The sequence below is a fragment of the Streptomyces sp. NPDC058620 genome, from assembly GCF_042717135.1.
In the GTDB taxonomy this organism is placed as follows: domain Bacteria; phylum Actinomycetota; class Actinomycetes; order Streptomycetales; family Streptomycetaceae; genus Streptomyces.
Window position 1 is genome coordinate 39536 of the sequence record NZ_JBHXQO010000016.1, and the last position, 23907, is coordinate 63442.

General features: G+C 69.0%; 22 protein-coding genes and 2 pseudogenes. 17 read left to right on the forward strand and 7 right to left on the reverse strand.

Annotated elements, in window-relative coordinates:
- Positions 1-83: 83 nt before the first annotated feature.
- The 6 genes from ACFWSK_RS17750 to ACFWSK_RS17775 all read left to right on the forward strand — a co-directional run bounded on the left by ACFWSK_RS17750 (position 84) and on the right by ACFWSK_RS17775 (position 7155).
- Positions 84-2432, forward strand: coding sequence for a GH92 family glycosyl hydrolase (locus ACFWSK_RS17750; protein WP_383786647.1), 2349 nt, complete (start codon positions 84-86; stop codon positions 2430-2432).
- A gap of 284 nt (positions 2433-2716) precedes the next feature.
- The gene (locus ACFWSK_RS17755; protein ID WP_383786650.1) at positions 2717-3124 is read left to right on the forward strand and encodes a hypothetical protein; all 408 of its coding nucleotides are present in this window, start codon (positions 2717-2719) and stop codon (positions 3122-3124) included.
- A gap of 125 nt (positions 3125-3249) precedes the next feature.
- Positions 3250-3972, forward strand: a complete 723-nt coding sequence (locus ACFWSK_RS17760) for a response regulator transcription factor (RefSeq protein WP_383786654.1) — start codon at positions 3250-3252, stop codon at positions 3970-3972.
- Positions 3956-6019 (forward strand): sensor histidine kinase, encoded by a 2064-nt coding sequence (locus ACFWSK_RS17765; protein ID WP_383786657.1) that lies wholly within the window; start codon positions 3956-3958, stop codon positions 6017-6019. The genes ACFWSK_RS17760 and ACFWSK_RS17765 overlap by 17 nt, the downstream gene beginning before the upstream one ends.
- 102 nt (positions 6020-6121) lie before the next feature.
- Positions 6122-6478 (forward strand): hypothetical protein, encoded by a 357-nt coding sequence (locus ACFWSK_RS17770; RefSeq protein ID WP_383786661.1) that lies wholly within the window; start codon positions 6122-6124, stop codon positions 6476-6478.
- 77 nt (positions 6479-6555) lie between these two features.
- The gene (locus ACFWSK_RS17775; protein ID WP_383786664.1) at positions 6556-7155 is read left to right on the forward strand and encodes a class F sortase; all 600 of its coding nucleotides are present in this window, start codon (positions 6556-6558) and stop codon (positions 7153-7155) included.
- A 121-nt stretch (positions 7156-7276) separates the two neighbouring features.
- Here ACFWSK_RS17775 and ACFWSK_RS17780 read toward each other — a convergent pair whose 3' ends face one another.
- Positions 7277-7501 carry a hypothetical protein gene (locus tag ACFWSK_RS17780; protein WP_383786668.1) on the reverse strand — a complete coding sequence of 75 codons (225 nt, stop codon included), beginning with the start codon at positions 7499-7501 and terminating at the stop codon, positions 7277-7279.
- Positions 7502-7769: 268 nt separating this feature from the next.
- On the opposite strand from ACFWSK_RS17780, the gene ACFWSK_RS17785 reads away from it, so the two are divergent.
- From ACFWSK_RS17785 to ACFWSK_RS17820, 8 genes and pseudogenes are all read left to right on the forward strand, one after another.
- Positions 7770-8081: a hypothetical protein gene (locus ACFWSK_RS17785; protein ID WP_383786671.1), complete on the forward strand. Its 312-nt coding sequence runs from the start codon at positions 7770-7772 to the stop codon at positions 8079-8081.
- 191 nt (positions 8082-8272) lie between these two features.
- Positions 8273-8797: a GtrA family protein gene (locus ACFWSK_RS17790; protein ID WP_383786674.1), complete on the forward strand. Its 525-nt coding sequence runs from the start codon at positions 8273-8275 to the stop codon at positions 8795-8797.
- Between the two features lie 1029 nt (positions 8798-9826).
- Positions 9827-10165 carry a MerR family transcriptional regulator gene (locus ACFWSK_RS17795; protein WP_383786677.1) on the forward strand — a complete coding sequence of 113 codons (339 nt, stop codon included), beginning with the start codon at positions 9827-9829 and terminating at the stop codon, positions 10163-10165.
- A gap of 129 nt (positions 10166-10294) precedes the next feature.
- Positions 10295-10396 (forward strand): annotated as a pseudogene (locus ACFWSK_RS17800) (cold-shock protein); the annotation flags it as partial.
- Positions 10397-10775: 379 nt separating this feature from the next.
- Entirely contained in the window at positions 10776-10979 is a 204-nt protein-coding gene (locus tag ACFWSK_RS17805) for a cold-shock protein (RefSeq protein WP_383786680.1), read from the forward strand.
- A gap of 323 nt (positions 10980-11302) precedes the next feature.
- Positions 11303-12817, forward strand: a complete 1515-nt coding sequence (locus ACFWSK_RS17810) for a DEAD/DEAH box helicase (protein ID WP_383786683.1) — start codon at positions 11303-11305, stop codon at positions 12815-12817.
- Positions 12818-12862: 45 nt separating this feature from the next.
- Positions 12863-13267, forward strand: coding sequence for a CBS domain-containing protein (locus tag ACFWSK_RS17815; protein WP_383786686.1), 405 nt, complete (start codon positions 12863-12865; stop codon positions 13265-13267).
- A gap of 49 nt (positions 13268-13316) precedes the next feature.
- The gene (locus ACFWSK_RS17820; protein WP_383786689.1) at positions 13317-13628 is read left to right on the forward strand and encodes an SCO5918 family protein; all 312 of its coding nucleotides are present in this window, start codon (positions 13317-13319) and stop codon (positions 13626-13628) included.
- 252 nt (positions 13629-13880) lie between these two features.
- Here ACFWSK_RS17820 and ACFWSK_RS17825 read toward each other — a convergent pair whose 3' ends face one another.
- The 4 genes from ACFWSK_RS17825 to ACFWSK_RS17840 all read right to left on the reverse strand — a co-directional run bounded on the left by ACFWSK_RS17825 (position 13881) and on the right by ACFWSK_RS17840 (position 17460).
- Positions 13881-14228 (reverse strand): MerR family transcriptional regulator, encoded by a 348-nt coding sequence (locus ACFWSK_RS17825; RefSeq protein ID WP_383786692.1) that lies wholly within the window; start codon positions 14226-14228, stop codon positions 13881-13883.
- A gap of 22 nt (positions 14229-14250) precedes the next feature.
- Positions 14251-15189, reverse strand: a complete 939-nt coding sequence (locus ACFWSK_RS17830; RefSeq protein ID WP_383786696.1) for an aldo/keto reductase — start codon at positions 15187-15189, stop codon at positions 14251-14253.
- A gap of 122 nt (positions 15190-15311) precedes the next feature.
- The gene (locus ACFWSK_RS17835; protein ID WP_383786699.1) at positions 15312-16526 is read right to left on the reverse strand and encodes a glycosyltransferase; all 1215 of its coding nucleotides are present in this window, start codon (positions 16524-16526) and stop codon (positions 15312-15314) included.
- 466 nt (positions 16527-16992) lie between these two features.
- The gene (locus tag ACFWSK_RS17840; protein ID WP_383786702.1) at positions 16993-17460 is read right to left on the reverse strand and encodes a potassium channel family protein; all 468 of its coding nucleotides are present in this window, start codon (positions 17458-17460) and stop codon (positions 16993-16995) included.
- A gap of 659 nt (positions 17461-18119) precedes the next feature.
- Between ACFWSK_RS17840 and ACFWSK_RS17845 the strand changes: the two are divergent.
- A pseudogene (locus ACFWSK_RS17845) lies at positions 18120-18383 on the forward strand (transposase); the annotation flags it as partial.
- A 111-nt stretch (positions 18384-18494) separates the two neighbouring features.
- On the opposite strand, the gene ACFWSK_RS17850 reads toward ACFWSK_RS17845, so the two are convergent.
- Positions 18495-19925: a DUF2252 domain-containing protein gene (locus ACFWSK_RS17850; RefSeq protein ID WP_383786705.1), complete on the reverse strand. Its 1431-nt coding sequence runs from the start codon at positions 19923-19925 to the stop codon at positions 18495-18497.
- Between the two features lie 360 nt (positions 19926-20285).
- Entirely contained in the window at positions 20286-21902 is a 1617-nt protein-coding gene (locus ACFWSK_RS17855) for an MFS transporter (protein ID WP_383786708.1), read from the reverse strand.
- A 562-nt stretch (positions 21903-22464) separates the two neighbouring features.
- On the opposite strand from ACFWSK_RS17855, the gene ACFWSK_RS17860 reads away from it, so the two are divergent.
- Both ACFWSK_RS17860 and ACFWSK_RS17865 read left to right on the forward strand, forming a co-directional pair.
- Positions 22465-22833, forward strand: coding sequence for an amphi-Trp domain-containing protein (locus tag ACFWSK_RS17860; protein ID WP_383786711.1), 369 nt, complete (start codon positions 22465-22467; stop codon positions 22831-22833).
- A gap of 362 nt (positions 22834-23195) precedes the next feature.
- The gene (locus ACFWSK_RS17865; RefSeq protein ID WP_383786713.1) at positions 23196-23630 is read left to right on the forward strand and encodes an ester cyclase; all 435 of its coding nucleotides are present in this window, start codon (positions 23196-23198) and stop codon (positions 23628-23630) included.
- The last annotated feature ends 277 nt before the right edge of the window (positions 23631-23907 follow it).

The following is a 23907-nucleotide window of genomic DNA, read 5'->3' on the forward strand; positions in this document are numbered from 1 at the left end:
TTGACGAGTACACGTATACCGGCCAAGAATGATCGCGCAGCGAGACATGACAACGTTGTCTAAGTCCGAGAGGCGTTCTTTCCATGAGATGGACCCACTGGATTCGCGGTGCGGGGACGGCAGCCGCCACGGCCGCCATGCTCGGCGCCGCCGTTGCCGCACCCGCCGCGGCGGACGGCGTGCAGCACGCCGAGCGCAGCCCGCTCATCGACCTCGTCAACCCGTTCATCGGGACGGAGAACGAGGGCAACACCTACCCGGGCGCCGCAGTGCCGTTCGGCATGGTGCAGCTCTCACCGGACACCGGGCACAACACCGGGTACGACTACTCGGAGACCCACATCAGGGGCTTCTCCTCCGTCCACATCTCCGGCGTCGGCTGTGGCCTCGGTGGTGATCTCCCGGTGCTGCCGACCACCGGTGACGTCACCTCGACGGACAACGCCACGTACGCGGCCGAGTTCAGCCACGACGACGAGAAGGCGGGCCCCGGCACGTACGAGGTCGGTCTCAAGTCCGGCATCAAGGCCGAGTTGAGTGCCACTCGGCGCACCGGCGTGCAGCGGTACACCTTCCCCGCCACCGACAAGGCCAACGTCCTCATCAATGCGGGCCAGTCGCTGCACAGGACGGTGAACACCGACGTCGAGATCCTCGACGACCGCACCGTGCGCACGGCCATCACCGGCAGCGGCTTCTGCCAGGACACCAAGCCGTACACGGTGTACACGATCACCCGCTTCGACCGGCCCTTCACCACGTCCGGAACGTGGAAGGGTGACACGGTCACCGAGGGCTCGGCTGCCTCGTCCGCCGGCGGTGAGCGCAACGGCGCCTTCGTGCGCTTCGACACCTCGAAGGACCGTACCGTCGAGGCGACCACCGCGATCTCGTACGTCGATGCCAAGGGCGCGGCCCTCAACCTCCGTACCGAGGGCGGGCGTTCGTTCGACCGTGTGGCGCGCGCCGCGCAGGCGGCGTGGGAGGACCGCCTCGACGACGTCCAGGCGAAGGGCGGCAGCGAGACCCTCCGGCGGACCTTCTACTCCTCCCTCTACCGCTCGTTCCTCGCGCCCAACATCGGCAGCGACGTCGACGGGCGCTACACCGGCTGGGACCAGAAGATCCACCGGGCCGAGGGGTTCACTTACTACCAGAACTGGTCGCTCTGGGACACCTATCGCACTCAGGTCCAGCTGCTGTCGCTGCTGGCGCCCAGCGAGTCCCGTGACATGGCGATCTCCGTCCTCAAGATCGACGAAGACAGCGGCTGGCTCCCCAAGTGGGGCTACGGCACGGTCGAGACGAACATCATGACCGGTGACCCGGTCACGCCGTTCCTCACCAACGCCTATCAGCAGGGCCTGCTCAAGGGGTATGAGGAGCAGGCGTACCAGGCTCTGAAGAAGAACGCCGACGGCGTACCCCCGGCCGGCTCCGCACCCGTGGGACGTGAGGCGAACAAGGAGTACCTCGCCGACGGCTTCGCGCCCTACATCAAGGGCCGGGCCCATGCGAAGCCGGGCGATTCCGACTACGACCACGGCGCATCCGCAACCCTGGAGTACGCCCTGTCCGACGCGATGCTCGGACAGATGGCGAAGGAGCTGGGGTACGAGGACGACGCCGCCCGGTACGCGGCGCGCGCCCAGAACTACCGCAAGATATTCGACAGTTCGACCGGCTTCTTCCGTGCCCGGGACGCGTCGGGTGCGTTCACCGGCCCCGTGGACCCCGCACAGAGCGAGGGCTTCCACGAGGGCACGTCCTGGCAGTACCAGTGGCTCGTCCCGCAGGATCTGCCCGGCATGGTCTCCCTGATCGGCGGCACCGACTCCGCGAACGCACGCCTCGACTCGTTCTTCGCCTACGAGCAGCTGCTCAAGGACCCTGCGAAGACCGCCCGCGAGGTCTGGGTGAACGGGCCGTACGACTACTACAACGCGGACAAGTACAACCCGCAGAACGAGCCGGACCTCATCGCCCCGTACACCTATCTCTCCACCGGCCAGCCCTGGAAGACAACTGACGTGGTGCACGCCGCGCTCACGCTCTTCACGGACACCCCGACCGGAATGACCGGCAACGACGACCTCGGCACCATGTCCGCCTGGAACGTCCTGTCGTCGATCGGGATCTTCCCGGTCCAGCCGGGCGCGGACACGTGGGGTCTGTCCACGCCCGTCTTCGAGCGGGTCGACCTCACCCTCGACCGGCGTTACTACCCCAAGGGCCGGCTGACCGTGCAGGCTCCCGGCACCTCGGACACCGCGCGGTACATCCAGTCCGCGCTGACCGACGGTGCCGCATACGGGAAGACCTACGTCACCACCGAGGACCTCCGCGACACCCGCGACATCTCCTTCGAGGTCGGCACCACGCCCTCCCGTTGGGGCACCTCGGCGGACGCCGCACCGCCCGCACTGAAGTGACGCGCTGATCAGACCCCCGGCCCCACACAGGACCCGCCCCCTCGTCGGGGGGGCGGGTCCTCGCGTACTCCGGACGTGGTCACGGTCTCCGCCAGGAGGGGGACGGCCCCTTTCCGAAGCGACGCGGTGGCCTGCGACCAGCCGGCCCCGGCACCTGGCCTCCGTACCGCCCCCGAGGAGCGATGACACACCCATCATGACAGGTCAGACGGCGTTTTCGTAGGACGAACAGCACGCTCCGGAAGCCTTGTTGGGGCTCGGCGGCATCTCCCAGAATCACCGTCATGAATCACTGCGAGAACGTCGATCACGACGCCGTACTGAGAGCACGCGCGCTGCTGCTCGGATCCGGCACGATCAACATCCACGAGGAGGTCGACGCCTATCGAGTGCTCGTCGGGGTGAGTCCGGCGGTGTATCTGCCGCGCCTGGCCCGCGCGCTCCTCACGTTCGGCACGTCGGAGCCCCGGAACCCGGCGACCCGCCTGCCCGTCCTGACCGAGGCTGCCGCCGCGGCCCGGCGGATGGACGAGGCCGAGCCGAAGCGAGCGGCACTGCTGAGTGAGGTGCTGGAGGCATGCAAGGAGGAACTGCTCGCCCCGGGGCGGACCGAGGATGCGCGCGTCGTGAGTGACGAGCTGACCCGGTTGGTCCCCGGCGGGGAAGGGATACCTGCGGACCGGACCACCTGAGGCAGCTCACCGGTGGGGCGGCCGGCGGCGTGTCGGCTGCCCCACCGGCGGGCCCCCGACTCCGCGGCCTCACGCGTGATCGCCCGACGGAAGGCCGCGGTCCGGGCTCCTCTACGATCACCCCCGTGTGCGCAAACGTGATAGTCGCCGAAGACGACGCGAAACAGGCGGAGCTGGTACGCCGCTACCTCGAACGCGAAGGGCATGCGGTCACGGTGGTGTCGGACGGACTCTCCGCCCTGGAACAGACCCGTCGGGGCGCGCCCGACCTGCTCGTCCTCGACGTGATGATGCCCCGCGCCGACGGACTGGACGTGCTCCGCGTACTCCGGGCCGAGCAAAGCGAACTGGCGGTCCTCATGCTGACCGCCCGGACGGCGGAGGACGACCTGCTGCTCGGGCTCGACCTGGGGGCGGACGACTACATGACCAAGCCCTACAGCCCGCGGGAACTCATGGCACGCGTGCGCACGCTCCTGCGGCGGACCCGGCGGGACGGGGACCGGGCGGAGAGCGACGTACTGAGGGTGGGAACACTCGTGATCGATCCCGTGCGCCACGAGGTGGCCGTCGACGGCGCGGGAGTCGAGTGCACGCCGGGGGAGTTCCGGCTCCTCGCGGCCATGGCCGCCGAGCCCGAGCGCGTCTTCACCCGCGAGCAACTGCTCGCCGAACTGCACGGTTTCGACCGGTACATCAGCAGCCGTACGGTCGATGTGCACATCATGAACCTCCGCAAGAAGATCGAGCGCGCGCCCCGCCGGCCGGTCCGGCTGCTCACCGTCTTCGGCGTCGGATACAAACTCATGGACCCGCTCAAGGGGGCCGCGCGTGCTGCGGCGCGCTGAGCGCGCGGGGCAGCGGCCGCGTCTGCCGCTGCGCCGGAGCCTGCTCGGTCGGCTGCTGGCCGTGTCGGCGCTCGTGGCGGCGTGTTCCGTCGCCGCAACCGCATGGCTGGCCGTCCAGACCACGTCCGGTGCGATCGAACAGGAACAGGGCCGCAACCTGGCCGCCGACACCCGGATCCTCGACGCCCTGCTCGCCTACGCGGCCGAACACTCCACCTGGGACGGTGTGGGAACCACCGTGGACGAGCTCGCCGAGTCGGCCGACCGGCGCATCACACTGACGACGCAGAGCCGGGAAACGGTCGCCGACTCCGCCGGTACCTCTCCGCCCCCACCCGCTCTTCCGACACAGGCGTCCGCCGTCGTGGATCCGCTGGCCGTGACAGCCGTGTCGTCCGCAACCGCGAACAGCGTGAACGGGGCAGGCGGGGGCTCCGGTTCGGTGTCCGTGACGGTCGGCGCACCCGGAGCGGACGGGGAGCAGCGCTCCGCCGACGACCGGATCGACCCGCGGGCCGTCGGCCCGTTCAGACTGCCCCAGGCCGAACGTACGTCGTTGAGGCGCACCGCCGAGGCCGCCGTGCAGTGCCTCAGTCGGTCCGGGATCGCCTCGGACGTCGTCGAGGGCCCGAGCGGGCGCCCCCGCATCCAGGTCGTCGGCAACGATCCTGACCGTCTGCGGAGCAGCGCGTGCGCGACGGACGCGCTTGACAGCCCCACCGGGACCGAGAAGAAGGCGCTGAGCGCACTGAACGAGCTCGTCAACGCGTGTCTGGAACGACAGGGCCGCGAAGCCGTGGGGCTGGACCTCGACCTCTCGTGGGACAGCTCCACGGAGCCCCTCCCCACGGCCCTCGCCGAAGCGCCGACACCCGCCCCGGGCGTCGCCGTTCCCGGGCCTGCCGTGCCGACGCCATACGCCACCCCCTCGCCCCTGGACAGCGAGAACGACCGCGACATCGCCTCGTGCGTCGGCATCGCCCGCCAGGAGCAGCTCAGTTCCTACGTCGCCTCACCGGCGCTGCTGTTCATCACCGACCCGGGCGGAGGTGCCGTCCCCGGCTTCGAGCTGTCGGCGGCGAACACGGTGAAGATCACCGGCGCCGCGGCGCTGGTCCTCGCACTCACTGTCGGCGCCTCGGTCCTGGCCGGAGTCCGCCTCGTACGGCCCCTGCACGCGCTCACGGGAGCGGCTCAGCGCATGCGGGACGGCGAGGACCCGTCGCAGGTGGTGGTCGCGGGTGACAACGAGATCGGCCGGCTGGCCGCCGCTTTCAACGACATGTCGGCACACCGTGCCCGACTGGAGGAACAGCGCAAGGTGATGGTCAGCGACGTCGCGCACGAACTGCGCACCCCGCTGAGCAACATACGGGGGTGGCTGGAGGGAGCACAGGACGGCATCGCCGAGGCGGACGGGGCGTTCGTCTCCTCGCTCCTGGAGGAGGCGGTCCAGTTGCAGCACATCATCGACGACCTCCAGGACCTGTCGGCGGCCGATGCCGGTGCCCTGCGACTGCACCCCGAGCCGGTGCGGATCGAGGAGCTGCTCGCCCAGGTCGCCTCCGCGCACCAGGCCGAGGCCGATGCCGCCGGGGTCGGCCTCACCGTGGCCCTCACGGCCGGGCGCGAGCCGCTCCCCGCTCTCGACGCCGACCCGGTCAGGCTGCGCCAGGCGGTGGGCAACCTGGTGTCCAACGCCGTACGCCACACCCCGCCCGGAGGGAAGGTGACGCTGCGCGCGTATGCGACCGTGCCCGGGGACGCGGGCGAGGGTGCCGAGGGCGAAGCGGTGGTGGTGGAGGTCGCCGACACCGGCAGTGGCATCGAGCCCGAGGACCTGCCATACGTCTTCGACCGGTTCTGGCGCGCGGAGAAGTCACGCAGTCGCCGGACCGGGGGAAGCGGTCTCGGGCTGGCCATCGTCCGCAAGCTTGCGGAGGCACACGGAGGCACGAGCGGCGTGGTCAGCACGGTGGGCCAGGGGTCGGTGTTCACCCTGCGGCTTCCGTCGGCCGGCCCTGATCCGATGGAAACGGCGGTCTGACAGCTTCCTCACAACTTCACTCCAGTCTGGGGCGAGCCGGCGCCGCCCGACGCGCATCCGAGCGCGGGCACCATCGATGCCGAGCTGGAATCGGAGTTCTTCATGTCCCTTCGAACGACCCTGCGCACCGCGGTCCTCACCACCGTCGCCACCGGCGCGGTCCTCCTCCCGTCCGCCGCGGCCGTCGCCGACGGCACTCCCACGCCGGTGCCCACGGCGAGCGTCGCCACCCCTGCCCCCGCTTCCGAGGGCACCGAGCCCTCTGCGACGGCGACTCCCGCACCGGCGGAGTCCCTGCGGCCCGGCACGATGCCGCGGGGCGGCGTCGACGCGGGGGAGCGTCCCGTCCGAGGCACCCAGGACACCGCGCTGTACGGCTCGGCCGCGGGCGCGGTGCTGCTCGCGGGTGCCGGTGCCCTCGTGCTGCGTCGCCGGTCCGCCGCTCAGCGCAACGGCTGATCCCCGCACAGTGGCGCCGCTCCCAGAGGGGCGGCGCCACCCCCATTTCCCCCGCTCACCACCGCACCGGAGTGCACATGCCCCTCATACGGAACTCGTCCTGGCGGGCAGTCGCGTCCGCCACGGCAGTCGGCCTGCTGCTCGCCCCCGTCACGGGGTGCGGAACGGCGGACGTCCCCGAGGCATCCGCCCGGACGGCCTCACACGCACCCCGGTCCCCGGAAGCGCCCAAGGCGCCTGCGCCGACCCGGCTGACGGTCCCGTCGCTCGGCATCGACACCGCGCTGCTGCGGCTGGGCCTCAACGAGGACGGCACGGTCGAGGTCCCGCCGGCAGAGGAGGGCATGACGGCGGGCTGGTACGCGGGCGGGGCCGTACCCGGTGAACAGGGTGCCGCCGTGCTCATCGGTCACAACGACACCCGCTTCGGCAAGGCCGTCTTCCACGACCTCCGCTCGATCGCCGAAGGCGCGGAGATCGTGGTGTCCGACGGGGCGGGCGGTCAGTCCCATTTCGCGGTCACAGGCACGGAGACCGTGGACAAGAACGCCTTCCCCACAGAGAAGGTGTACGGGGCGACCGGTGAGCGTGTGCTCCGTCTGGTCACATGTGACGGGGCGTTCAACGCCGATGGCCACCCCGTCGACAACCTCATCGTGTACGCGAAGCTTCGCTGACCGGAGCCGCCCGGTAGCAGCCGTGCCGATGCACCGTCGGCTGGTGCAGCGCGTGCCCGACGGTCCGGCATGCCCTGTTGCGGCCGAGAGGACCTTGGCCGTGAGCGGGTGCTGCGGGGACTCAGGCGGGCTCGTAGCTGTGCGCTTCGGTTCCCTGCCACCTGACCACGGCTGGGTTGTCGAGCACCCGCTCGGGGTCCGCCAGTCCTGCATCAGCGAGGAAGGCGATCACGTCGTGGTCGCTGTGCGCGAGCCCGAGCCGCTCGTCCCGGCCCTTGGCATGGACGGTCACGATCCTGCCGCCGGACGGTGTCGGGGAGTGGATGACGATCGGTGGGGTTGCCATGGTCCCAGGGTGGCCCGATGGCCCCGCAGGCGCATCCCGTCGATCGAGATGCGGGGTTGTTGGCCTGGCGTGAACACCGAGGTATGGGTGGTGGGCCGCACCTGCTTCGGTGCTGGGCCTGAAGGCCGAGGCTCTGGGCCGTGTTCCACCCGCTGAGCGTGGGGCCGTGCACCCAGGCGCACAAGCCCTCTGATTCTGCGACCTGAACTCGCGCGGGCCGGCTTCCGACGACCTTTCCCGCACGGGGCACCGATCGCGAGGCCGACTCGTGCGGCGCAGCACGGTCTTCGTGCTTGCCGAATGCCTGGGCTGGGTGGAGATCCTGCGCCGTGACATCCAGTTCCGCGACCTCGGCCGGAGCCGCGTCATCAGGCAGATCATGCTGCTGCAGATCTCATGGCTCGGCGCGAGCCCGGCCAGAACCCACCCGAGCGACGAGCCGCGCCTGTCCGGCGTCCAGGAGCGAGACCGCGCACCGATGGGGGCGCGTACATCGCCGCACGGAAGGCTGACAGCAGACCAGACGGCTCCCGGGGCACGGCATCCGCCATGCCCCCGGCGCGTACCGGGGCTGTGCTGAGCCGCCGCTGACCTGCACATTTCACGACTTCTTCCGCAGCGTGGCACTCCTCGCATCGCGAGTGGCGTCATATATGGCCCACGGTGGCGCCACATGTGTGCCATCATGGCGCCATCGGAAGCGGTTCCTTCGGCCTCGCAGGCCGAGAGGGGACCGCGTTTCGCGGGGCGAGCCATCAAAGGGGTCGGATCATGGAGACAGCACATAGCCAGCAGCAGGCGGCGCCCGGCGCCTTCACCGCCTTCGCCCGCTTCGTGCTCTGCGGTGGCGGGGTGGGGCTCGCGTCCAGCTTCGCCGTGGTGGCCCTCGCCTCCTGGATTCCGTGGGCCCTGGCCAACGCCCTGATCACCGTGGTCTCCACGCTCCTCGCCACCGAGCTGCACGCCCGCTTCACCTTCGGCGCGGGAGGGCGCGCGACCTGGCGGCAGCATGCACAGTCGGCCGGGTCCGCGGCGGCCGCGTACGCGGTGACCTGTGTCGCGATGCTCGTCCTGCAGCAATTGGTGGCGTCACCCGGTGCGGTGCTCGAGCAGATCGTCTACCTCTCGGCCTCCGCGCTCGCCGGTGTCGCGCGGTTCGCGGTGCTGCGCCTCGTCGTCTTCGCGCGCAACCGCTCGCAGGCCGCGGCCATCATCCGCACCCCCCGCCCCGTGCACGCGACCGTGGCCAGTGCCTCGGCCGCGACCGGCCCCGCGGCACTCTGCCGCGCCGCATGAAGGTTCCGCCGGCCGCCGTGCGTACGGCTGCGCACCCGTTGCGGGTGGCCGGCCCGTTGCTCGTTCGCCCACGGGCGCCACTTCACCGTGCCGCGGTGCGCACCGGCCGCGCCGTCACTCAGCTCTCCCCGGCCGGGCGCTGCCCTCCACGCGGGAGCTTCCAACTGCTGCACGGGTCAGCCGATCGTCAATGCCTGACCCTGTCCGTCCGGGGCTTGTACGTGGACTGCGGCCCGTTGGCCCGGCTTGCTCCCGCCGCACTCCTTCGCTGTTCGCAGTCGATTACCGCACTGTCGAACACGCGTAAATCTATGTCGGCCGGAGTAGACATTGGGCCGTGGCGTAGTTATGGTTCTTCTCGTAGCTCAGAGAGACAGCAGGGCCGCCAGAGACGAACTGGCGGGCAGTAGTACAGGTAGTTGCAGTTCGCAGGACGGTTCGGTGGTGGAGTTTTGGAGCCAGAGGTTGCAGGACGGCGACGGGACTGACGACCGGACCGGGGGGCCCGCAGTGGTGAGGGGCCGCCGAGAGCAGTACCGCAGTAGCAGTACCCGTAGGTGCAGTTCGCAGTAACCCAGCAGTGAAGTGAGTGAGTAGCACCTTGGTGAAGGCGTCGGCTGCGGGCGCGCGCACCGGGAGGTTCGGCAGTGGGGTTCCAAGCCGGAGCAGATGCAGGACGGGCGACGGGGCTGGCTGCCGAAGAGTGGTGCTGTCACAGGCCACAGAGCGGTACGCAAAATGCATTACCAGCAGTAGGTAAGTGGTTGATCCCAGAGGGAAGAACGGAGGAGCCAGGCGCCATCAGGATCGCCCGGGCGGAAGTCTGAGCCCGGGTACCGCAGGACATCGATAGTGAGGTGGTCTCCGGTCAAGCAACCGCGATCCCCGTACCCCTGGTGTTCAGGCCGGGTCTACGGACACAGAAGGCCGGCGCAGTATCAGGGCCGGCAGATGGTGTAGCAGTTCCTTCGGGGCCCTGGTGCCATTGGCACCAGGGCCCCTCCCCGCGTTCCACATCAGTGAGGTGCGATGACAGCAGACGACTCGTTCGGCCGTCTCGACGACGACGACTACCCCGCGTACACCATGGGCAGGGCCGCCGACATGCTCGGCACCACCCACGGCTTCCTCCGCGCCATCGGCGAAGCCCGCCTCATCACCCCGCTCCGCAGCCCTGGCGGACACCGCCGCTACTCCCGCTACCAGCTGCGCATCGCCGCCCGCGCCCGGGAACTCGTCGACCAGGGCACCCCCACCGAGGCCGCCTGTCGCATCATCATCCTCGAAGACCAGCTCGAAGAAGCCCAGCGCATCAACGCCGGACACCGCCACGCCGCCGAACCGGCGAACCCCACGACCGCGGGCTGAGGTGGTGCGTGCCCGCCGGGTATCGCACACATCTGTCGGGAGTGCGGCGTGTCGCTGTGCTGCGGCTGTGCGGACGCGTGGCGTCCGGTCGACTGCCATGGGCAGGCGGAGGAACCAGGGCGGCCGCCCGGCCGGGATGTGTTCGCTCGCCGCGCGGCGACCCACTCTTCTGGCTTCCGTGAGCTTCAGGAAGGGCAGGCCGTGACGTTCGACGTCACCCAGTGCCGGTAAGGGGCCCGGGCCGAGATCATCGCCCCGCAGGGCCTTCCAATAGTTGTGCCCGCGCAAACAGCGACCGCTCTTCCTGGAATGCTGCGTCACAGGTGGATTAATATCTACGACCGCGAGATGAGAGTTTACTGCGCTGCGAGGGCAGTGTGTTTACCGCAACGAACAGAGCGGAATTATTAACCGTACACAGGCGGCTACCGCATGCTACTGTCGATCTCAGTTGCAGTCGTGGATCCCAAAACTTCGACGCTTTCGTCGGCATTTTTCAGCCGCGGGAAGCGTTTTGTATTTCCGGTCACTTTCCGGGCGGGGCATCGTCGCGGCGACCCGGTATCCGTGGCTTGCGGGTCCCGGCGTACTGCCCCAAAGGAGATATGACATGTCATCTGGCACTGTGAAGTGGTTCAACGCAGCAAAGGGTTTCGGCTTCATCGAGCAGGACGGTGGCGGCGCTGACGTGTTCGCCCACTTCTCGAACATCGCCGCCCAGGGCTTCCGTGAGCTGCTCGAAGGTCAGAAGGTCACCTTCGACATCGCGCCGGGCCAGAAGGGCCCGACGGCCGAGAACATCGTTCCCGTCTGAGGGCTGACGCGCACTTCGTAGCTGGGGCCCGCATCCCTCGGGGTGCGGGCCCCAGCTACGGGCATTCCCCGAGGTTGCCACCGCGGGACAACGAAGCCGTCTGAGGATTCCTCTCCAGGAATGCGCTCCTCTTTAAATCTGCGCCCTCGGTGTCCTGGATTTCATGTCCGCATGACGTGACCCGCTTAATCGCCTGCACTCACACCGGATTCACCGCAGGACAGATTGTCTCTTGCATTCGCTCGGCCCGTTCTTGTAATTCCCCGCGCTGCTCTTCCGCTGCGAGAATTCCTTGATACGTGCCGTATCAAGGAAGGTTCTGAATGAACCCCATGCGTACGAACGACCGCTCCACCCGCACCCGTAGCCGTACCGGCGGTCCCGCTTTCGGCTCCGGCGCCGGTTCGCAACGGGGCAGCCGCTTCGGCTCGCCCGCCCCGAGTCGTTCCGGAGGGCCGAGCCGCTCGGGCGGCCACGGCCGGCGGCCCGCGGCGGCCTCGGGCGAGTTCGCCCTGCCGAAGACGATCACTCCCGCGCTGCCCGCCGTCGAGGCGTTCGCCGACCTCGACATGCCCGAGCGGCTGCTGGCCTCGCTCACCGAGCAAGGCATGAGCATCCCGTTTCCGATCCAGGGCGCGACCCTGCCCAACACCCTCGCGGGCCGCGACGTCCTCGGTCGCGGGCGCACCGGCTCGGGCAAGACCCTCGCCTTCGGCCTGGCCCTGCTGGCCCGCACCGCCCAACAGCGCGCGGAGCCCGGCCAGCCGCTGGCCCTGATCCTCGTGCCGACACGAGAGCTGGCGCAGCAGGTGAGCGACGCGCTTACCCCCTACGCCCGCTCGGTGAGGCTGCGCCTGGCCACTGTCGTCGGCGGAATGCCGATCGGCAGGCAGGTCAGTGCACTGCGCCGTGGTGCCGAAGTCGTCGTCGCGACGCCGGGCCGTCTCAAGGACCTCATCGACCGGGGTGACTGCAGGCTGAACCAGGTCGCGATCACGGTCCTTGACGAGGCCGACCAGATGGCCGACATGGGCTTCATGCCCCAGGTCACCGCGCTCCTGGACCAGGTCCGTCCCGAGGGCCAGCGGATGCTGTTCTCCGCCACCCTCGACCGCAACGTCGACCTCCTGGTCCGCCGTTACCTCACCGACCCGGTGGTCCACTCCGTCGACCCGTCCGCAGGCGCGGTCACCACGATGGAGCACCACGTCCTGCACGTCCACGGCGCCGACAAGCACCGGACGACGACCGAGATCGCGGCGCGCGAAGGCCGGGTGATCATGTTCCTGGACACGAAGCATGGCGTGGACAAGCTCACCGACCACCTGCTGTCCAGCGGTGTACGGGCCGCGGCCCTGCACGGCGGGAAGTCGCAGCCGCAGCGCACCCGAACCCTGTCCCAGTTCAAGTCCGGGCTCGTCACCGTGCTCGTCGCGACGAACGTCGCGGCGCGCGGCATCCACGTCGACAACCTCGACCTCGTCGTTAACGTCGACCCGCCGACGGACCACAAGGACTACCTCCACCGCGGCGGCCGTACCGCGCGGGCCGGTGAGTCCGGCAGCGTCGTCACCCTGGTAACCCCCAACCAGCGCCGCGACATGACCCGTCTCATGGCAGCCGCCGGCATCGTCCCCCAGACCACCCCGGTCCGCTCCGGCGAAGAGGCACTCAGCCGGATCACCGGCGCCCAGACCCCCTCCGGCATCCCCGTGACGATCACCGCGCCGGTGGCCGAGCGGCGTCAGCGCAGTGCGGCCCCACGCGGCCGGCGCAGCCCCGCTTCGGCCGCCCGGCGCACGGTCGTGCGACAGTCCTTGTTCGACGCTGCGGCCTAGAAACTTCGTGATCAGGAAACTGACCCTCTCTGCAGGAGACACGTCTTGACACTGGTTCAGATGCAATCCCGCCCGGCGAGCGCCAGCTCCGTGCACCGGACGGTGGCCGACGCCATGGACACGGCCGGACCGCAGGTCTGTGACGACATGACCATCGAGGTGGCCCTGTCCGTCATGGCCAGTGCCCGCACCGAGCACCTGCTCGTCTGCGACAACGACGGCCTGTGCACCGGACTGGTCACCCAGGCCCAGCTCACCGCCGTCCGTGACAGCTCCGCGTACACGGACCGGGTCCAGCTGCGCGACATTCTCGACGACCGCGGGCCGTTCACCTCGCCCGTGACCACCATGGTCGAAGCCAAGCACGCCATGCGCGGCCGTCGGCTCGCTGCCCTGCCTGTCGTCGACGAGCATGGCAGTGCTCTGGGCGTCCTCGCCCTTGCGCACTGAGCCGCCTCACCGCGGCAGAACCATCCCCTTCTTCTCCCTGTGAGGCATCGTGCGCTGTGTCATCGCCCGTTTTCCGTTCGATCTCACCAAGAGCGGCGTCCTGGAATCCATGAAGGGCATCAAGCCCGAACAGGTCATCGGCGAGTCCGTGATCATCGGCCGCCGCACCTACCCGGTCAAGCAGGTCGGGCAGGTCATCACACGCCAGGACCGCCGCGACTTCAGCGTCGGCGAAGTCCTCCGGGCCATGGGCCAGCTCGGCTTCACCTGCCCCGGCCTTCCCCGCGCCGCCGCACCCGCGCGTGGGCTCAGCCCGTTGAAGCAGGCTTCCGCGATGCTCGGCGCCCCTGCCGCCGTCTGACCGACGGGTAGGCGCGAGCCGCCACCAGAGCAACAGGGAGGGTCCGAGCGGCAGGCGCCGGTCGGACCCTCCCCGCGTACCAGGGGCAGCCGAGGTGGGCTGGTGTAGTTGCTGGGAGATTGTTCGTGTGTCCATCTGCCTGCCTGAGCCAGTGGCAGACGTTGTGCCGTTGTCGGCTCCAGACGGCGAGGAGTTCGGGATCGTGGGATGGGTGGCAGACAGGGAGCGAGCTGAGTGCGTGGCTCCCGGCGCTCAGCTGTAGTAGGCGATCTTCTCGTCGAGAACCTCCATGGCCCGGCACAGCGCTGCCACCCGCTGCTCCAGGGCGGTACGGCGCTCGCGGAGGAAGGCGACCCGGTCCTGCGGAGGGTGCTCGGCGCGCAGGATGGCGACGAACCCCCGCAGGTCCGCGATACCCAAGCCTGCTTCGCGGAAGCATGTGACCAGGCCGATCCAGAAGAGGTCATCCTCGGTGTACTCCCTGCGCCCGCCGGCGGAGCGCCGGATCGGGCCGATGAGGCCTTCGCGCTCGTAGTAGCGCAGCGTGTCGATGGAGACACCGGTGCGGTCGGCGGCCGTTGCCGGGGTGAGGGTGGTCATGGGGCTCCTTTGGTGCCTGGCGCTACCGCGCTTCGGCGAAGCGCGCCATGTGCTCGTCGCTGAGCCGCACATGGCGTGCGGCGAGTGCCTGCCCGATCTGCTCCACCCGGCTCGCGCCGACGATGGGATCGATCCCCTGCCGCATCAGCCATGCCAGGACGACCTGGTTCCTCGTGGCCGAGAGCTCGTCGGTGATGTCGTCCAGGACCGCGAGTACCTGAGTGGTCCCTGGGTGATCATAGGTTTGCGGAAGCGGCTTGTCCGCGCGCACGTAGGAACCCCACATCAGCGAGCTGTACGACCACACGGCGAGCCCCTCCGACCGCGCGAGGTCCAAGTCCTCGGCGGCGAGCATGCGGTGGCCGGACTCCGCGAGGGGGGCGAGCGGGCGCGGCTGGACGAGTGAGTGGCGCAGTTGCAGGGCCGTCCACGGTTCCACGCGCTGCTCCCGCGCGAGCGACCGGGCGCGTTCGACGCGCCAGGCGGCATGGTTCGCCGCCCCGACCCGCACGGCCACTCCCTTTGCGACCAGTTCGCCAAAGGCGCCGACCGTCTCCTCCAGCGGCACGGTGCGGTCCTCGGCGTGGGCCCAGAGCATGTCGATGTGATCGACTCCCAGACGTCCCAGGCTCCCCTCCACGCCGGCGTGGACGGCGGGGGCGGAGAGCCCTTCGGCACTTTTCGGCCAGGAGTGCGGAACGAGCGGGTTCTGCCGGACCTTCGTCGCGATCCGCACGGCGTCGCGCGCGCCCGGGCGCGCCCTGAGCCACGCGCCGATGACGCGCTCGCTGGCGCCGCCGACGCCACTGGGGTCGGTCCAGAAGGAGTAGCAGTTCGCGGTGTCGAGCCAGACACCGCCGCCGGCGACGAAGGAGTCGAGGATGGCGAAGGCATGGTCGGGGTCGACGCGGGTGCCGAAGTCCATCGTTCCGAGGACGATCTGGGGGTCTGTGGTGTTCATGCCGCCCATGCTCGTATCTGGAGCGCGCTCCAGGTCAAGAGCGTTGCGGCGGACGGTCCGGGACCCGATCTCCGGGGGCTCGGCGCCGCGTGCGAGGCATGAGGATGGAACATCCCTCGGGTTCACGGGGCGCCCCGTGAGTCGATGTGGGCGAGTACAGGAGTGGCGCCGTCCTCGGCGGCGATGCGGTGGGCGAGTGCGGCCGCGCGGCGGCGGTAGGCCGGCTCGGACAGGCAGGCATTGATTGCGTCACCGAGGGCTTCGGCGGTGAGGTCCTGGAACGGCAGAGGCCGGGGGGCAACTCCTAGCTGGTACAGCCGAGATGCCCAGAACGGCTGATCGGCCATGACGGGTACTGGCAGGGAGGGCACTCCGGCCCGCAGCCCGGCCGCGGTGGTACCCGCCCCGGCGTGATGGACGACGGCGGCGGTGCGAGGGAACAGCCAGTCGTGCGGGAGGTCGCCGACGGCCAGGACGTCGTCGCCGCAGCCGCTCAGTCCGGCCCACCCCGCCTGCACAACCGCGCGTACGCCCGCCCGCTCCACCGCCGAGGCCACCAGCTCACTGAGCTGTTCGCCCTGGCCCGGCGCCATGCTGCCGAACCCGATGAACACCGGAGGCGAACCCGCCTGGAGGAAGTCGACAAGCTCGGCCGGGGGCTGCCAGCGGTTCGGCCGCGCGGGCCACCAGTAGCCCGCCACTTCGACCCTGGAAGGCCAGTCTTCAGGGCGTGCCACCACCAGCGGGCTGAAGCCGTGGAAGACCGGCCCTGTGCCCCCCGGTGCCGACGGAGCGTCGGCGGGCAGCCCGAGGCGGGCGCGCAGCCGGGTCACGGCGCCCGCGAAGAGCCCTTCCGCCCGCCTCTCCACCGCTCGGCCCGCGGCGAGGTTGCCCTCTGGCCCCAGGTCGTTGGCGTCCCGTGCGCCAGGCAGCGGGAACTGACCGGTGGCGAACGCCGGTACGAGGTAGGTGCCGATGACGGGGATGTCGAACGCCTCGCCGGCCGTCCAGCTGAGCGGCGCCGGGCCGAAGGCGGTCAGCACCAGGTCGGTTCCGCCCGCCACGGCCTCCGCCACCCCGTCGGCGAGCCCGTCCGCGTACGCCCTCGTCAGCGCCCGGGACTCCTCCCGCGACGCCGCCCGGGACCAGGCCCGGAGCAGTTCCTGCGGGTCTCCCGGCACAGGCCGGTGTTCGAGACCGCACCCGCCGACGAGTGAGGCGAAGGACGGGTGAGCGGCCACGGCGACCTGATGGCCCGCGTCCAGCAGGCGCCGCCCCAGGCCCGTGAAGGGCGCAACATCACCCCGTGAACCCGCCGTGATGATCAGAATCCGCATATACCGACCCTCCTGCGAAAGCCACCCGGCCAATGCGGCCGTTGGCGGTGAGACCGTACGGGACCGGCGGCTCTCCACTGTGGCACCGCTCGCGGAGCGGCTGGGCCCGGTCCGGCGGCGTTCGAGTTCGACGACTAGGGAGCGTGCTGCCGAGGCGGCCGCTGAGCATCTCGCCGAAGTCGCGGACGTGTCCCGCGGCCGGTTCCAGTTCGGGGCAGCGGGCCAGAATGCCTTTCAGACCGGCGCGGTCCCTCTACGTTCAGGGCGGTGGGGTGACGGGTGAGCCAACCGGCCCTGCCGCACTGTCGGCGGTCGCGGGGGCACTGCGGGCGGAGCCCCGCGCAAGGTGACGCTCGTGTGCATCACGCGGGCGGCCCGCAGTCCTATACCGCCAGGTTTCCTGTTCCGGGCCCCGCGCCTCGGGCGAACGCGTGACGCGAGCAGAGCTCCCGCGTTCGCACGTCGGTCACTCTTTCATCTCCTGTCGTTGCTGGCTGGCTTGGACCGCGCCGACCATGATGCGGGCACCAATGGCAACGAGCAGGATGGTGCCGACGATCTGCCCCATCGTGACCGCACGTGCTGTCTGGGTATCGGCGGTGATGTCGCCGAAGCCGACGGTACTGAAGACGGTGAGAGTGAAGTACAGCGAGTCGGTCTTGGTCAGCGGCTCACTGAAACTGCTGGATTCGCCCCGCTCCAGCAGGTAGTAGGTGGTAGCGAAGAGGACGAGGAACAGCGGGAGGATGGTGGCGAGAGATTCCACAGCCCGCAGACGAGGGGTGGAGGACCGCGTGATCATCAGAGTCTGGCAGGCGAAAAGAACCGCCAGGGCCACCAGGCCGATGATGAGGCCGACCGCCGTACCACCGGTGAACGCGCGGTCCATGGGCAGCAGGTAGTAGGCCAGCACGCAGCCAGTCGCCGTGATCACCGACCGGATCCCCGCGAGCACCGCCCCGCGGCGCCGGACCGACTGGGGTGGCCGCGCTTCAAGAGTCATGCCGTTCCCGTGCGTGGGGACAGGATCATTCATGGGTTCCCATCAGTTTCGCTAGGCAGTAGTTGGCCCGCGAGCGAATGAGCTGCGGCAGCATAACCTAGCGAAAGGCCCTATCTAATACTTTTCCGCCTCGCTGAAGTCAACCTGTCGGCGACTCAGAAGGTCGCCGGGTGTGGTCTGCACGCGACCGGGTGGCTCTGGACAAGGAGCCCTGCCTGACCGAGTCGCGTGCCGGACACCGGTCAGACCTGGCAGCACTCGTGCCATGATCGCGCCAGATCGTAGGGGCCGTGGGGAGTCGTTGAGCAAGGCGTCAGGGGCCTGCTCCGTGACCTCAGAGTCGCCCAGGAGGAGGTCGGCTATCTGGTCTCTCTCCATGCCGGGCTCTGGAGATGCACTGGGAGCTGGCATCCAATCCTGACATCAACGGCGCTGGACACCGTCGGTCGTGCGCGCCCGTCGCAGGCGTGTCCAGGCATCACCGGGGGAATGACGGACGGCGTTGCGATCGATATCCTGGGAAGTCATCATATTCGGCTGACTGAGTGGGCTGTTGGTCATGGTGGGGATCGTTGCGCGGCGTGTGCCGGATGAGTTGCGGGAGTTGTTCCAGCGGGTGGTGCCGGAGGCGCCGTCTCAGACCCCAGGGCGGCGGTCGGCGTCGGCGTGGTGCCCGTGAGGTGTTGGCTGCGATCGTGCTCGAGTCCTCGCAGCGACTGGGCCGCCATCGCTGGACCGTTGAACGCACCATGTCCTGGTTTGCCGGCTGCCGTCGTCTCCACAGGCGCTACGAGCGCAAAACCGAGCGCTTCCTCGCCTTCACGAGCATCGCTTGCACCCTCATCTGCTATCGCAGCTCCTCAAATGAGATGACTTCTCAAGGACATCCGATCCAGACCGTCGGTGTGATGGGAGTCGTCTGTATGTCAGATGGCTGGTGGGCCTTGGGTCCCATGTCGGAACATTCAGGACGTCGGCGGTTCCTCCGCGGGCAGCCGGCCTGCGCGCACCGCGTCGATGAGGGCCTGGTGGTCACGCTCGTTCTGGTCGGCGTATGACTCCGCGAAGGTCGTGAGTGCGCGGTCGAACGTGTCGCCCCTGCCCAGGTACGCGGCCATCGCGATGCGGTCGCCGGACCGTGCGTGCGCACGAGCCAGCGTTGCCCCGCACACTTCGCCGAACGCAGTCATGTCCTTCGGCTGCATCCTCTCCGGCATGGCGATGCCTTTCCAGTCGCGCAGCTGGCGCACGTAGAAGTCCCGCTGCTTGCCGTCGATCCCGTCCACCCGTTCCCAGCCGAGGAAGATGTCGCTCGCGGCCTGCATCAACCGCTGGCCCGAGACCACTCGCTCGCCCTGGTTGGGGTACTGGCTCGCGCCGACGTGTGCGGCGAGCACGGAGGTGTCGGCCTCCTTGGCCTGGAGGAAAAGCGGGTCTCTGTCGTCCCGGCCGAGGAGTAGGAAGATCCAGCAACGCGTGCCGACGCTCCCGACTCCAACTACCTTCCGGGCGACGTCCCCCAGCCGGTAGCCTTCCAGGAGGAAGCGCCGGTCGGAAGGCAGGGTGCGACCGTAGCGCTCGATGAGACCGCGGAACTGGTCCTCGAGCGCGCTGCGCTCGACCTCCGGCAGCAGGTCGGCGGCCGGGACGAGCAGCGGAGGGTCCGCCGCGATCCTGGGCCGGCCGTCGGCCGTCTCGGTGAGCCTGTCGAAGGCCTGCAGGCTGTCGCGGGTACGGGCCTTGTCCATGGCGCGGGCCAGGTTCTTCTGTCCGCGTTTTGTAGAGCTGGCTGTTGCCAGGGCCTCAAGGCGGTCGGCGTCGATCTTCGCGTACCAGACGTTCAGGTTACTCATGTCCGCGAAGCGGATCATCGCCTCACGGTACGAGCGGACCGTGGAGCTCACGATCCGGGCACGCTCCGCGTCGTCGAAGCCATTCGCCCGGCCCGCGATGACGAGACTCGCCGACAGCCGCTTGACGTCCCACTCCCAGGGGCCCGGCAGCGTCTCGTCGAAGTCGTTGATGTCGAACATCAACTGCCTCTCCGGCGAAGCAAGCAGGCGGAAGTTGAGCATGTGCGCGTCTCCGCACAGCTGGGCCGTGAGTCCCGATCGTGGAGTGTTGGCCAGGTCGTACGCCATGATCGCGGCGGCGCCCCGGTAGAAGCGGAACGGGGACTCTGCCATTCGGCCGTAGCGGATCGGGACGAGTTCAGGCACCCGCGCCGCAGACTGCGCTTCCAGGATGGCCAACGGGTCCGGCCTGTCGGGAGACTGCTCGTACACGGCATGGCTCGATCTTGGGGAGCGGCGCCGGGCCTCTTTGCCCAGGGCAGCGCGCTGCTCAGGCGTGGCGTGCGGTGCTGCGCGCATCGCCGTGGTCGCGTTCTCGGTCATCGAAGGCTCTCCTGCCTGGCCCTGCGGCCGTCGAGACCCCCCACCAAGGGGGGGGCGCAGCGGCCCGGAACGGCTTCGCGTGTTCCTCCACCGTCGGCCGTGCTGGGCCACGATGCCGGGTGGACGTGTGCCGCCGGGACCTGGACTTCGGTCTCGGCATCAGCGGCGGGAGGGTGGCGTCCCGGCAGGGTCTCGGAAAGTGAACAAGGCGTATGCCCTCCGGATGCGTCTTCGCGCCTGAGTGGGGGAGGTACGGATGTCGCAAACGTGATGATTTTCCCCAACCTTAGAACGCATCCGGGCCTTGCGCATGAGGTGCGTCGCTCGTTGCGTCTCGGGACGCCGGGCGGGTGCCTGCAGCTACGGCTTCACCGAGCGGGGCTGGCTCGTCGGGATGCGGTGTGTGAAGAACATGGCGAGGAGAGCGGCGAGGGCGAGGATGGCGAGTGCGGCGCGCAGGCCGTCGATCCTGGCGTCGGCGTTCGCGTCAAGTGCCGCTTGCGTCACCTCCGTGCTGGTGCCCGCTTCATCGGCGGCGGACTTGAGCTGGGCGTCAGAAAGGAACGGTACGCCGCTTTGGAGTTCGACGGTCGCCTGGCTCTTGACGTCGGCCGGTACCTGCGGGTTCTGCGCGACGCTGGTCAGAAACGAGGATGTGAGCGTGGCGATCATGATCGAACCGGCGAGTGCTGTACCGATCGAGGCGCCCAGGTTGGTGACCGCATTCTGCACGCCGCCGACCTCCGCGCTCTGTTCTTCCGGTACCGCGGACACGGTGACCGACCCGAGCTGGGATGCCAGCGCGCCCATGCCGAGCCCGATCAGCAGGAGTGGGAGGGTGACGATTTCGGCGCCGGCTGCCGCGTCGAGCGCGGCCATCAGTACCACCGCTCCCGCGAGCAGAGCAAAGACCCCGAGGCGCACCACCCGCCGCGGTGAGACGTCCGGGAAGAAGCGTGGGATCAGCACGGCGGCCGCCAGCAGTGTCAGTGAGAGCGGGAGGATACGGGCACCGGTCATGAGCGCGGACAGGCCCAGGGCCACCGACAGATACAGCGGTACGACGAAGAACACACCCATTTGCACGAGGTACTGGAAGAAGAACATCGTCAGCCCGCCGGTGAGCTGCTTGTTCTGCAGCATGCCCGGATCGAGAAGCGGTTCCCTGCCCCGCTCCACCAGGCGGGCCTCCCAGCGGAGGAAGAGCCAGACCAGCAGAAGACCCGCCAGCATCAGCCACACGACCAGCGAGACTCCGATCCACGAAGGCGCGTCAGGCTTCGGCTGGAACCAGCCCCATTCATCCGAGCGGAGTACTCCGTAGACGAAGATCCCGAGCCCGAGCGCGGAGAGGGCGGCGCCCACGAGATCGACGCGCCGGCGCTCGCCGATCGGCGCGTCTGTGATGCGGCGCCCGAGGACCAGAATGCCGAGCACCATCACGACCTCGCCGGCGAAGACCCAGCGCCAGGAGAAGTACGTGGTGGCGACACCCCCGATGAGCGGCCCGACCGCGATCGCCACAGCCCCTGCGGCCGCGACGAGTCCATAGGCAGCCGGACGGCGTTCGGTGGCGTAGTTGCTTGCCACGAGCGCCACGATCGCGGGCAGGATGAGGGCCGCCCCGATTCCCTCGAGGAACGACCAGCCCAGCAGCAGCACGGGCAGGTTCGGCGCGAGAGCAGTGGTGAGGGAACCGCAGCCGTAGATGGCACAGCCGATCATGAACGCGCGTTTGCGGCCGATCAACGCCCCGACCTTGCCACCGGGGATCATGAACATCGCCATGACGAGTGTGTAGGCCGTGATGGCGCCTTGGACACCCGTGACAGTCGTGCCCACGTCGTTGGCGACCGCCGCGATCGAGACGTTCATGACAGAGCTGTCGAGCGCCATCAGGAACTGGCCGGTTGCGAGTGTCAACAGGACGAGTCGAGCCGTTGCCGAACGTTCAGCAGTACCTGCCCCGGGTGCCATGGGGTGCATCGTCTCAGCCGCCCCGAAGGGCGATGCCCGACCCGCCCCAGGGGTCCACCGCTTGGCGGACTGAGACACGAGCCTTCTGAGGTCAGTCCCCCTGGGGTCAGAGGACAGTCCGATACGGCGGCAGACGCGCTCGATGACGGCCCCGGCTGCGCCTGGAGACGAACTATCCCGAAGGCGTCAGGGCGTCAGGGCGTCAGGGCGTCAGGGCGTCAGGACACCCGGGCGGGGCCGGCTTCCGCGAGTGAACCGACGGGCTGTGAGCAGCGGCAGCATGGCTCGTGCAACGAGGTGTGGTGGCGATACGGCAGGGCGCGATCTGAAGCGGGCCGCCGATGTCGGCGAGCGGGCACTGACCGGGGGAGCGGTCAGTCTCTGCCCTCCCTGCCCATCGCCAGTCGAGAACCGGCGGCCGTCATGAGTCGCGTCCATGCAACCGAGCGGGGTTGTCCGACGTAGGTATCTCCAGCTCTTCGCCTGGCCACCGGGATGTCCAATTCCACGCATGACATCACAATTGACATTGTCTGCGTTTTCTAGGGATTGGAGACATTCCATGAAGGACCTCAAGTTCGAGCAGAAGCGCTCGCTGTCGCGCCTGGAGGCAGCTGACCAGCTCACAGCTCTCGCAGCTGCCCTGAGGGAAGACGGGGATGTCGAACTGGAACTCGGCGCCGTGAACCTGAGCCTGCGGGTCCCTGACCGCCTTCACAGCGAGATGGAAGTCGAAGTCGGCGACGGGAAGATCGAGCTGGAGATCGAGTTCAAGTGGTCGACCGCGCCGACCCGGACAGCATCATCGCAGGTGGCAGCAGCCCCAGAGGGAGCCACGAAGAGGAAGAGCGCGCCCGCCGGGCCTGCCCGGAGCAGTACGGGCACCAACAAGACGAAAGGCGCTAAGCGACCCGCCACGAAAACGCCCTGAGCCCTCCCGATGACCTCACGCCAACCAGCACGCCGTTCCGCTTCCCCATCCACCTGGCCCATGCGGCCCCATACACTCCCCTCCTCCCTGATTCCGCGGGTGCGGTTGGTGACCCGGTCCGGATCGCGTACGGGCGCCGGAGCCCGCGTTCCGGTGCGACCATCGCCGCGCGGTCCGGTTCCCAGTGCCGCATCAGGCAACGTTCGGCCTACCGGCGTGTTGATGAATTACGTGCGTGGCTGCTTCCGGGTGATCGCGCACGGAACCACGGCGCGCCTGAGGTGTCGTCCCATGGCTGGGCGGGTCATGCTTCCGGGCGTAACGCCGGTTCCTGCGGTACGAAACGCGCGCAGAGGAGTCCCGTGTCGAACGAAGAGAACAAGAGGTTGGTTCGCCGCTTCTACGCGGAGATCGACAAGGGGAACGTGGAGGCCATGGACGATCTCGTGGCCGAGGACTACCTGGACCATTCACCGCCACCGTTTCCGGGGCTCGGGTCCGGTCGCGAGGGGCTCAAGCAGGTGTTCCGTCTCTTCTGGGAGGCCACGCCAGGGACCCACAAGATCGAGGACCAGATCGCGGAGGGCGACAAAGTGGTGACCCGGCTGACGGCCCGCGGCGTGCACGAGAGGGACCTTCCCGGCATTCCCGCAACCGGTAACCAGCTCACGATGACGGCGACGGTGATTCACCGCATCGAAAATGGCAGGCTCGCGGAGAAGTGGTCGGACAAGGATCTTCTCGGCTTCCTGCAGCAGCTCGGCGTCATCCCGGCGCCCGGTGGTACGCCGGGATAGTCCGGGCGGCACCAGGACCTCGGACCCGTGCAGGCGGTCCCCTGCTGCGCGCCGGGGGAGACCACATGGCCCAGTGCGCACTCCCACTCCGCAGCACCGACAGCGCCAGGTCACTGATCGAAAGCGGTCCAGGCAAGGGAGACGGCCGAGAGAAACAGGTCGTACCCCTTCCCCGACGGGCGCGCGTGCCCCGCACGTTGTGCGGGCCCGGTGACCGCCTGACCTCGCCCGTCATGGCGCGGTGCGCCATGAGGGGCACCTGAGCTCTGATCCGATT

Coding starts and splice junctions, on each gene's coding strand:
- ACFWSK_RS17775 (WP_383786664.1), top strand. CDS start 6,556: ATGCCCCTCATACGGAACTCGTCCTGGCGGGCAGTCGCGTCCGCCACG.
- ACFWSK_RS17835 (WP_383786699.1), bottom strand. CDS start 16,526: ATGCGGATTCTGATCATCACGGCGGGTTCACGGGGTGATGTTGCGCCC.
- ACFWSK_RS17795 (WP_383786677.1), top strand. CDS start 9,827: ATGACAGCAGACGACTCGTTCGGCCGTCTCGACGACGACGACTACCCC.
- ACFWSK_RS17860 (WP_383786711.1), top strand. CDS start 22,465: ATGAAGGACCTCAAGTTCGAGCAGAAGCGCTCGCTGTCGCGCCTGGAG.
- ACFWSK_RS17780 (WP_383786668.1), bottom strand. CDS start 7,501: ATGGCAACCCCACCGATCGTCATCCACTCCCCGACACCGTCCGGCGGC.
- ACFWSK_RS17750 (WP_383786647.1), top strand. CDS start 84: ATGAGATGGACCCACTGGATTCGCGGTGCGGGGACGGCAGCCGCCACG.
- ACFWSK_RS17830 (WP_383786696.1), bottom strand. CDS start 15,189: ATGAACACCACAGACCCCCAGATCGTCCTCGGAACGATGGACTTCGGC.
- ACFWSK_RS17855 (WP_383786708.1), bottom strand. CDS start 21,902: ATGGCACCCGGGGCAGGTACTGCTGAACGTTCGGCAACGGCTCGACTC.
- ACFWSK_RS17770 (WP_383786661.1), top strand. CDS start 6,122: ATGTCCCTTCGAACGACCCTGCGCACCGCGGTCCTCACCACCGTCGCC.
- ACFWSK_RS17805 (WP_383786680.1), top strand. CDS start 10,776: ATGTCATCTGGCACTGTGAAGTGGTTCAACGCAGCAAAGGGTTTCGGC.
- ACFWSK_RS17825 (WP_383786692.1), bottom strand. CDS start 14,228: ATGACCACCCTCACCCCGGCAACGGCCGCCGACCGCACCGGTGTCTCC.
- ACFWSK_RS17810 (WP_383786683.1), top strand. CDS start 11,303: ATGAACCCCATGCGTACGAACGACCGCTCCACCCGCACCCGTAGCCGT.
- ACFWSK_RS17790 (WP_383786674.1), top strand. CDS start 8,273: ATGGAGACAGCACATAGCCAGCAGCAGGCGGCGCCCGGCGCCTTCACC.
- ACFWSK_RS17850 (WP_383786705.1), bottom strand. CDS start 19,925: ATGACCGAGAACGCGACCACGGCGATGCGCGCAGCACCGCACGCCACG.
- ACFWSK_RS17755 (WP_383786650.1), top strand. CDS start 2,717: ATGAATCACTGCGAGAACGTCGATCACGACGCCGTACTGAGAGCACGC.